Raw genomic sequence first — 9435 nt, 5'->3', positions numbered from 1 at the left:
GAGCCAACCCGGCCGTCGGCCGCAAGGCCGCCGAGGACCACCGCGAGGAGATCGAGGAGGTCCTCAAGGGGGCCGACATGGTCTTCGTGACGGCCGGTGAAGGCGGCGGCACCGGCACCGGCGGCGCACCCGTCGTGGCCAACATCGCCCGCTCGCTCGGCGCCCTCACCATCGGTGTGGTCACGCGCCCGTTCACCTTCGAGGGGCGGCGCCGCGCGAACCAGGCCGAGGACGGCATCGCCGAGCTCCGCGAAGAGGTCGACACCCTCATCGTCATCCCGAACGACCGGCTGCTGTCGATCTCGGACCGCCAGGTCTCGGTCCTCGACGCCTTCAAGTCGGCGGACCAGGTCCTGCTCTCCGGTGTCCAGGGCATCACCGACCTCATCACCACGCCCGGTCTGATCAACCTCGACTTCGCCGACGTGAAGTCGGTCATGTCGGAGGCCGGTTCGGCCCTCATGGGCATCGGCTCGGCCCGCGGTGACGACCGCGCGGTGGCCGCCGCCGAGATGGCCATCTCCTCCCCGCTGCTGGAAGCCTCCATCGACGGTGCCCGCGGTGTGCTGCTGTCCATCTCCGGCGGCAGCGACCTCGGTCTGTTCGAGATCAACGAGGCCGCCCAGCTGGTGAGCGAGGCCGCCCACCCCGAGGCCAACATCATCTTCGGTGCGGTGATCGACGACGCCCTCGGCGACGAGGTCCGGGTCACCGTGATCGCGGCCGGCTTCGACGGCGGTCAGCCGCCGGCCAAGCGGGAGAACGTCCTCGGCTCCTCCTCGGTCAAGCGCGAGGAGCCGGCCCCGGCGCGGCAGCCGGAGAGCCGCCCCTCCTTCGGCTCGCTCGGCAGCGTCACGCCGAAGGAGGACCCGGAGCCGGTGGTGCCGGAGCCGGTGAACGACATCCCGGTCGCCCAGCCGCCGGTCCAGCCGTCACGGACCTACGACAGCGCGGCCGAGGAACTGGACGTACCGGACTTCCTGAAGTGATAGCCCGGCGCGAGAGCGTGAGCGGCGCGCACTTCGCCTTCACCGACCGGTGGGGCGGGGTGAGCGCCGCTCCGTATGAGGAGCTCAACCTCGGCGGAGCGGTCGGTGACGACCCCGGTGCCGTACGCTCCAACCGCGAACTGGCCGCCAAGTCCCTCGGTGTCGACCCGGCCCGGGTGGTCTGGATGAACCAGGTGCACGGGGCCGACGCGGTCGTGGTCGACGAGCCCTGGGGCGACCGCCCGGTGCCGGAGGTCGACGCGATCGTCACCGCGCGGCGGGGTCTCGCCCTCGCCGTGCTCACCGCCGACTGCGTGCCGGTGCTGCTCGCCGATCCCGTCGCCGGTGTCGCCGCCGCGGCCCACGCGGGGCGGCCCGGACTCGTCGCCGGGGTGGTGCCCGCCGCGGTACGGGCCATGACCGGACTCGGCGCCGACCCCGCGCGGATCGTCGCCCGCACCGGGCCCGCCGTCTGCGGCCGGTGCTACGAAGTGCCGGAGGCGATGCGCGCCGAGGTGGCCGCCGTCGAGCCGGCGGCGCACGCCGAGACGAGCTGGGGCACACCGGCGGTCGACGTGGGCGCGGGCGTGCACGCGCAGCTCGAACGGCTCGGGGTGCGCGACCGGGAGCAGTCGCCGGTGTGCACGCTGGAGTCGGATGATCACTTCTCGTACCGACGCGACCGCACCACCGGGCGGCTCGCGGGCTATGTGTGGCTGGACTGATGGGACATGACGGACCGTAAGGGCGAACTCGCCGCGAACCTGGCGAGAGTGGAGGAGCGGATCGCCGCCGCGTGCGCCGCGGCCGGACGGACGCGCGACGAGGTCACCCTCATCGTGGTCACCAAGACCTTCCCGGCGAGCGATGTGCGGATCCTGTCGGAACTCGGTGTGCGTCATGTGGCCGAGAACCGTGACCAGGACGCCGCCCCCAAGGCGGCTCAGTGTTCGGATCTGCCCCTTACCTGGCACTTTGTCGGCCAGCTCCAGACCAACAAGGTGCGCTCCGTGGTCGGTTACGCGGATCTCGTGCAGTCCGTCGACCGTTCCCGGCTGGTGACGACCCTCTCCAGGGAGGCCGTGCGGGCCGGACGCGAAGTGGGCTGCCTCATCCAGGTCGCGCTCGACGCGGGTGAGAGCGGCCGGGGGGAGCGCGGGGGCGTCGCGCCCGGCGGCGTCGCGGAGTTGGCCGGACTCGTCGCCGGGGCCGAGGGGCTGCGGCTGGACGGGCTGATGACGGTCGCCCCGCTCACCGGGGAGTACGCCGGACGTCAACAGGCGGCGTTCGAGCGGTTGATGGATTTGTCGACCGACCTGCGCAAGGCCCATCCGGCTGCGAACATGGTCTCGGCAGGAATGAGTGCGGACCTCGAACAGGCCGTTGCCGCCGGAGCGACACATGTGCGCGTCGGCAGTGCGGTACTCGGAGTCCGCCCCAGGCTCGGGTAACGTCGCCAAGAAGTCGGACCACAGCAGAAAATATGGTCATTTCCGCCAATAGCGGACATAAGGACCTCGTGGATCGCGGGCACTTGGCGGTCGTCAGCGGATCCACCACAGAGCGGAGGACTCGGAGCATGGCCGGCGCGATGCGCAAGATGGCGGTCTACCTCGGCCTCGTGGAGGACGATGGGTACGACGGCCGCGGATTCGACCCAGATGACGACTTTGAACCCGAACTCGACCCTGAGCCCGAACGTGACCACAGGCGGCACGAAATGTCGCACCAGTCACATGGCTCACATCAGTCCCAAAGGGACGAAGAGGTGCGAGTCGTGCAGCCGCCCGCGCCTCGCGAACCGGTCGCCCGGTCCGCTTCGCTCCCCGCTGAATCGCCACGCCCGGCGCGCATCGCACCCGTGGCATCCATCACACAAGAACGCGCAAGCCTGGAGAAGAACGCACCGGTGATCATGCCCAAGGTCGTGTCGGAACGAGAGCCTTACCGGATCACCACGCTCCACCCCCGGACCTACAACGAGGCCCGTACCATCGGGGAACACTTCCGTGAGGGCACGCCGGTGATCATGAATCTCACTGAGATGGATGACACGGACGCGAAGCGACTTGTCGACTTTGCGGCCGGTTTGGTGTTTGGTCTTCACGGCAGTATCGAGCGGGTGACGCAGAAGGTATTCCTGTTGTCGCCTGCTAACGTCGATGTCACGGCGGAGGACAAGGCCCGCATCGCAGAGGGCGGGTTCTTCAACCAGAGCTGAGACGCAGGACCGATCGAGCAGGGCACAGGGGAGAGGGAAGAGCAAGCCATGAGCGTGTTCGCGCAGGTGATCTACATCGCGCTGATGGTGTTCCTCATCGTGCTCATCTTCCGGTTGGTCATGGACTACGTCTTCCAGTTCGCCCGCTCGTGGCAACCCGGCAAGGCGATGGTGGTCGTCCTGGAGGCCACCTACACTGTCACCGATCCACCGCTGAAGCTTCTGCGGCGGTTCATTCCGCCGCTGCGTCTCGGGGGCGTGGCGCTCGACCTGTCCTTCTTCGTACTGATGATCATCGTCTACATTCTGATCTCCCTCGTGGGCAGTGCACTGAGGTGACTGTGGACGACATGGGCCTGCCGACTGCCGATGACTACGTTGAGGTGAAGAGATGCCGTTGACCCCCGAGGACGTGCGGAACAAGCAGTTCACGACCGTCCGCCTCCGAGAAGGCTATGACGAGGACGAGGTCGATGCCTTCCTCGACGAGGTCGAAGCCGAACTGACGCGCCTGCTCCGCGAGAACGAGGACCTGCGCGCCAAGCTGGCCGCGGCCACGCGCGCTGCCGCCCAGAACCAGCAGAACATGCGCAAGCCCCCGGAGCAGCAGGACCAACAGCAGCAACAGCCGCCGCAGGGCATGCCCCAGCAGGGCATGCCCCAGCAGGGCATGCGAGGTCCCGGCGCTCCGGTGCCCGCCGGCATATCGGGCCCGCCGCAGCAGCAGATGGGTGGCCCCATGGGTGGCCCGCCCCAGCTGCCGAGCGGTGCTCCTCAGCTGCCCGCCGGCCCCGGCGGACAGGGCGGCCCGCAGGGTCCCGGGCCGATGGGCCAGGGTCCCGGGCCGATGGGCCAGGGAGGCCCGATGCAGGGGCAGATGGGCCATGGTGGCCCGATGGGCGGTCCCATGGGCGGCCCCGGTCTTCCCGGTCAGGGCGGCCCCGGTGGCGACAGCGCCGCCCGGGTGCTCTCGCTGGCCCAGCAGACCGCCGACCAGGCGATCGCCGAGGCCCGTTCCGAGGCCAACAAGATCGTCGGTGAGGCGCGTTCGCGCGCCGAGGGTCTCGAGCGGGACGCCCGTGCCAAGGCCGACGCCCTGGAGCGGGACGCGCAGGAGAAGCACCGCGTCGCGATGGGCTCCCTGGAGTCCGCCCGCGCCACGCTGGAGCGCAAGGTCGAGGACCTGCGCGGCTTCGAGCGCGAGTACCGCACGCGGCTGAAGTCCTACCTGGAGTCGCAGCTGCGTCAGCTGGAGACCCAGGCGGACGACTCGCTCGCCCCGCCGCGCCAGCCCGCGACCGCGTCGCTGCCGCCGTCCCCGACGCCCTCCATGGCTCCGGCCGGTGCCGGTGCGCCGTCCTACGGCGGCAACCAGACGATGGGCGGCGGCCCCGGCGGCCAGTCCGGCCCGTCCTACGGCGGTCAGCAGCAGATGCAGCCGGCGATGACCCAGCCCATGGCGCCGGTGCGTCCGCAGGGGCCGTCGCCGATGGGGCAGGCACCCTCGCCGATGCGCGGGTTCCTCATCGACGAGGACGACAACTGACGGCCCTGTGGCCATGAGTACGGCGTAGCGATCGGCAGCGTTCAGGGCGGGGCCCCGGGTTCACCAACCCGGGGCCCCGCCCTTGTGCCATGTGGGTCCGCCCCGATTGCGGTGGTTGTTCGAACCCTGGGGCATCTGTCCGTAGGACACAACGCCGAGGGCCCGGGCCCGCCGAGATTTTCCTCGGCGGGCCCGGGCCCTCCGGTGGGGGACCCCCGCGCGTTACGCCTTGCGCAGGCGGAACGTCAGGGACAGGCCCTCGTCCGTGAACGGGCTGCCGTAGCCGTCGTCCGCCTCACCCTGGGCGAAGTCCGTGGCGAGGACCTCGTCGGCGATCAGGGCGGAGTGGTCGGTCAGGGCCGCGACGGTGGCGGGCTCCGTGGCCGTCCAGCGCAGGGCGATGCGGTCGGCCACGTCGAGGCCGCTGTTCTTGCGGGCCTCCTGGATCAGCCGGATCGCGTCCCGGGCCAGGCCCGCGCGGCGCAGCTCCTCCGTGATCTCCAGGTCGAGGGCGACCGTGGCGCCGGCGTCGGAGGCCACCGACCAGCCCTCGCGCGGGGTCTCCGTGATGATCACCTCGTCCGGGGCGAGGGTGATCGTCTCACCGTCGACCTCGACCGAGGCCGTGCCCTCGCGCAGGGCCAGGGACAGGGCCGCGGCGTCCGCGTTCGCGATCGCCTTGGCCACGTCCTGGACGCGCTTGCCGAACCGCTTGCCCAGCGCGCGGAAGTTGGCCTTCGCCGTCGTGTCCACCAGCGAGCCGCCCACCTCGGACAGCGACGCCAGCGACTCGACGTTCAGCTCCTCGGTGATCTGGGTGTGCAGCTCCGGGTCGAGGGTGTCGAAGCCGCCGGCCGCGATCAGCGCCCGCTTCAGCGGCTGGCGGGTCTTCACGCCCGACTCCGCGCGCGTGGCCCGGCCCAGCTCCACGAGCCGGCGGACCAGCGTCATCTGCTTCGACAGCTCCGGGTCGATCGCGGTCAGGTCCGCCTCCGGCCAGGAGGACAGGTGCACCGACTCCGGCGCGCCCGGGGTGACCGGGACGACCAGGTCCTGCCAGACCCGCTCGGTGATGAACGGGGTCAGCGGGGCCATGAGCTTGGTCACCGTCTCGACGACCTCGTGCAGGGTGCGCAGCGCGGCCTTGTCGCCCTGCCAGAAGCGGCGCCGGGAGCGGCGGACGTACCAGTTGGACAGGTCGTCGACGAACGCGGACAGCAGCTTGCCGGCCCGCTGGGTGTCGTAGCCCTCCAGCGCCTGGGTCACCTGGTCGGTGAGCGCGTGCAGTTCGGACAGCAGCCAGCGGTCCAGCAGCGGGCGGTCGGCCGGGACCGGGTCGGCCTCGCTCGGGGCCCAGCCGGAGGTGCGGGCGTACAGGGCCTGGAAGGCGACCGTGTTCCAGTAGGTGAGGAGCGTCTTGCGGACGACCTCCTGGATCGTGCCGTGACCGACGCGGCGGGCCGCCCAGGGGGAGCCGCCGGCCGCCATGAACCAGCGGACCGCGTCGGCGCCGTGCTGGTCCATCAGCGGGATCGGCTGCAGGATGTTGCCCAGGTGCTTGGACATCTTGCGGCCGTCCTCGGCGAGGATGTGGCCCAGGCACACGACGTTCTCGTAGGACGACCTGTCGAAGACGAGCGTGCCGACCGCCATCAGCGTGTAGAACCAGCCGCGGGTCTGGTCGATGGCCTCGCTGATGAACTGCGCCGGGTAGCGGGCCTCGAACAGTTCCTTGTTCTTGTACGGGTAGCCCCACTGCGCGAACGGCATCGAACCCGAGTCGTACCAGGCGTCGATGACCTCCGGCACGCGCGTGGCCGTCTTCGCGCAGCCGTCCTGCGGGCAGGCGAAGGTGACCTCGTCGATGTACGGACGGTGCGGGTCGAGGCCGGACTGGTCGGTGCCGGTCAGCTCGGTCAGCTCCGCGCGGGAGCCGACGACCGTGAGGTGGTCGTCCGCGCAGCGCCAGATCGGCAGCGGGGTGCCCCAGTAGCGGTTGCGGGACAGCGCCCAGTCGATGTTGTTGTTCAGCCAGTCGCCGTACCGGCCGTGCTTGACCGTGTCGGGGAACCAGTTGGTCTTCTCGTTCTCCGCGAGGAGGCGGTCCTTGATCGCCGTGGTGCGGATGTACCAGGACGGCTGCGCGTAGTAGAGCAGCGCGGTGTGGCAGCGCCAGCAGTGCGGGTAGCTGTGCTCGTACGGGATGTGCTTGAAGAGCAGGCCGCGCTCGTCGAGGTCCGCGGTCAGCTTCTCGTCGGCCTTCTTGAAGAAGACGCCGCCGACCAGGGGGAGGTCCTCCTCGAAGGTGCCGTCGGGGCGGACCGGGTTCACGACCGGCAGGCCGTAGGAGCGGCAGACCTTCAGGTCGTCCTCACCGAAGGCGGGGGACTGGTGGACCAGACCCGTACCGTCCTCGGTGGTGACGTACTCGGCGTTCACGACGTAGTGCGCCGGCTCCGGGAACTCCACGAGCTCGAACGGGCGCCGGTACGTCCAGCGCTCCATCTCGGCGCCGGTGAAGGACTGGCCGGTGGTCTCCCAGCCCTCGCCGAGCGCCTTCTCGACCAGCGGCTCGGCGACGACGAGCTTCTCCGTGCCTTCGGGGCCCTTCGTCGCGACGACGTAGGTGACCTCGGGGTGGGCGGCGACGGCGGTGTTGGACACCAGGGTCCAGGGGGTCGTCGTCCAGACCAGGAGCGCGGCCTCGCCGGCCAGCGGGCCGGAGGTGAGCGGGAAGCGGACGTAGACGGAGGGGTCGACGACCGTCTCGTAGCCCTGCGCCAGCTCGTGGTCGGACAGGCCCGTGCCGCAGCGGGGGCACCAGGGGGCGACACGGTGGTCCTGGACCAGCAGGCCCTTCTTGAAGATCTCCTTCAGCGACCACCAGACGGACTCGATGTACTCCGGCTCCATGGTCACGTACGCCTCGTCGAGGTCGACCCAGTAGCCCATGCGGGTCGTCAGCTCGGAGAAGGCGTCGGTGTGGCGGAGCACGGACTCGCGGCACTTGGCGTTGAACTCGGCGATGCCGTACGCCTCGATGTCCTTCTTGCCGGAGAAGCCCAGCTCCTTCTCCACCGCAAGCTCCACGGGCAGGCCGTGGCAGTCCCAGCCGGCCTTGCGGGCCACGTGGTAGCCGCGCATGGTGCGGAAGCGGGGGAAGACGTCCTTGAAGACGCGCGCCTCGATGTGGTGGGCGCCCGGCATGCCGTTGGCGGTGGGCGGACCCTCGTAGAACACCCATTCGGGGCGGCCCTCGGACTGCTCCAGGCTCTTGGCGAAGATCTTCTGCTCGCGCCAGAAGTCGAGCACCGCGTGCTCGAGGGCGGGCAGGTCGACCTGGGCGGGTACCTGGCGGTACGTCGGCGTTGTCATCAGCGAGCTTCCTCCGGCGGACTTGCTGCCTTCCGTCCGGAGGGACGAGAGCCGTGTCGATCCCTGCGCCGTCTTCGGCGCGCTCCCGCGGTACCACCCTCCTTGGCCCCCCGGTGCGTCGTGCGCTCCGGTGAACCCCCTCATTGAGGTCGCGATGCCGGTTCTACTCACCGACGCCGAGGCGCTGCGGCTTTCTTCCGGCGGCTCCGGGGTGATCTTCACGTCGCGCTCGCCCCCGGGCTCACACCGTCCCCGGGTCGCTCTGGGCTGCGTACGCCGCTACTCGTCCCCATCTCCGCTTTTCGCTCCGCCCAGTGTACGGCGCGGTGGGGGCAGTGGCCGACCGGTTTGCCCGCGGTCGGGGGAGGGGGTGGCATGCGGGTTCCGTATGACCTGACATGTCCCGGTATACCCCGAATGGAGTGGTGCGCGTGTTCGGATCCCGAGAGGTCGCCCTCGGCGGCATACCCGGCGGGGAGCTGGGCACAACGCATGCAGGTTCGCCGCGCGGCGTCCGCGGGGCGGGGGAATCGGGCGGTGTGCCCCGTTGCCGCGGGACTCGGGTCGATTTATCGTCCCAGCACGATTCGTGCGCAAGATCATAATATGTGAAGGGGCCGCGGCCATGGTGGCGAAGAAGACCGCCGTACAGCAGTCGGCGTCCGGCAGGCCCGGGCGCGCCGACGGCAGCGCGCCCCGTGCGGAGGCGTCCGGCGGTGCGGTCAAGGGCGTGGACGGGAAGAAGAGCACCCGGGGTGCGGTGGGACGGGCGGCGAAGCCCGCGAAGCGGGTGCGGGGGCCTGCGGCCGGCCCGGGCGGCGCGGAGCGCACGAAGAGGACACCGGTCGCCGAGAGCGGGGCGAAGGAGTCCGCCGAGGGCGGGACGGCGCCGGAGCGGGCGCCGAAGGCGACGGCGAGGAAGACGGCGGCCGGGACTGCGCGGGCCGGAAGGACGGCGGAGAAGGAGACCGCGAAGAAGGCGGTGACGAAGAAGAGCGCGGTCGGGAAGGCGGCGAGGAGGACGGCGGGCGGGGCTGCGCCGGCGAAGAAGGCCGCGGCGGAAAAGGCCGAGGCGAAGAAGGCTGTGAAGAAGGCGGTGGCCGGGAAGGCTGCCGCCGGGAAGCTGTCGACGGCGACGGTGGCGGCCGGGGCTGCGTCCGCTGGGAAGGCGAAGGGGAAGGCGCCGTCCGCCGGCGTGCCTGCCGAGAAGGCCGCGGCGAGGAAGACGGCGTCCGGGACTGCGCGGGCCGGAGAGGCGGCGGGGAAGAAGACGGCGGGGAAGAAGACGGCGGGGAAGAAGACGG

7 protein-coding genes and 1 pseudogene are annotated in these 9435 nt (G+C 70.7%); 7 read left to right on the top strand and 1 reads right to left on the bottom strand.

What is annotated here, in order from left to right:
- The 6 genes from ftsZ to RIM90_RS28195 form a co-directional block, all read left to right on the top strand.
- A partial coding sequence (ftsZ, locus tag RIM90_RS28220) for a cell division protein FtsZ (protein ID WP_309063584.1) occupies window positions 1-989 on the top strand: 989 nt, incomplete at its 5' end.
- A 17-nt stretch (window positions 990-1006) separates the two neighbouring features.
- Complete coding sequence (gene pgeF / locus RIM90_RS28215; RefSeq protein WP_375165585.1) at window positions 1007-1714, top strand: peptidoglycan editing factor PgeF; 708 nt, start codon at window positions 1007-1009, stop codon at window positions 1712-1714.
- Between the two features lie 6 nt (window positions 1715-1720).
- A complete protein-coding gene (locus RIM90_RS28210; RefSeq protein ID WP_309063582.1) occupies window positions 1721-2440 on the top strand; it encodes a YggS family pyridoxal phosphate-dependent enzyme in 720 nt (239 codons plus the stop codon).
- Between the two features lie 128 nt (window positions 2441-2568).
- On the top strand, window positions 2569-3210 hold the full coding sequence (locus RIM90_RS28205) for a cell division protein SepF (protein ID WP_309063581.1): 642 nt from the start codon (window positions 2569-2571) through the stop codon (window positions 3208-3210).
- Between the two features lie 48 nt (window positions 3211-3258).
- Window positions 3259-3549, top strand: coding sequence for a YggT family protein (locus RIM90_RS28200; protein WP_109383520.1), 291 nt, complete (start codon window positions 3259-3261; stop codon window positions 3547-3549).
- A gap of 52 nt (window positions 3550-3601) precedes the next feature.
- On the top strand, window positions 3602-4756 hold the full coding sequence (locus tag RIM90_RS28195; protein WP_309063580.1) for a DivIVA domain-containing protein: 1155 nt from the start codon (window positions 3602-3604) through the stop codon (window positions 4754-4756).
- Window positions 4757-4978: 222 nt separating this feature from the next.
- Here the strand turns inward: RIM90_RS28195 and ileS are convergent, their stop codons facing one another.
- On the bottom strand, window positions 4979-8131 hold the full coding sequence (gene ileS, locus RIM90_RS28190) for an isoleucine--tRNA ligase (RefSeq protein WP_309063579.1): 3153 nt from the start codon (window positions 8129-8131) through the stop codon (window positions 4979-4981).
- 982 nt (window positions 8132-9113) lie between these two features.
- Here ileS and RIM90_RS28185 point away from each other — a divergent pair.
- Window positions 9114-9435: pseudogene (locus RIM90_RS28185) on the top strand (DNA-binding protein); the annotation flags it as partial.

Origin of the sequence: Streptomyces sp., from assembly GCF_031181555.1 — a bacterium.
Classification (GTDB): domain Bacteria; phylum Actinomycetota; class Actinomycetes; order Streptomycetales; family Streptomycetaceae; genus Streptomyces; species Streptomyces fimbriatus.
This window is presented reverse-complemented; position numbering and strand designations above follow the sequence as displayed.

Coding starts and splice junctions, on each gene's coding strand:
- ileS (WP_309063579.1), bottom strand. CDS start 8,131: ATGACAACGCCGACGTACCGCCAGGTACCCGCCCAGGTCGACCTGCCC.
- RIM90_RS28210 (WP_309063582.1), top strand. CDS start 1,721: ATGACGGACCGTAAGGGCGAACTCGCCGCGAACCTGGCGAGAGTGGAG.
- RIM90_RS28200 (WP_109383520.1), top strand. CDS start 3,259: ATGAGCGTGTTCGCGCAGGTGATCTACATCGCGCTGATGGTGTTCCTC.
- RIM90_RS28195 (WP_309063580.1), top strand. CDS start 3,602: ATGCCGTTGACCCCCGAGGACGTGCGGAACAAGCAGTTCACGACCGTC.
- RIM90_RS28205 (WP_309063581.1), top strand. CDS start 2,569: ATGGCCGGCGCGATGCGCAAGATGGCGGTCTACCTCGGCCTCGTGGAG.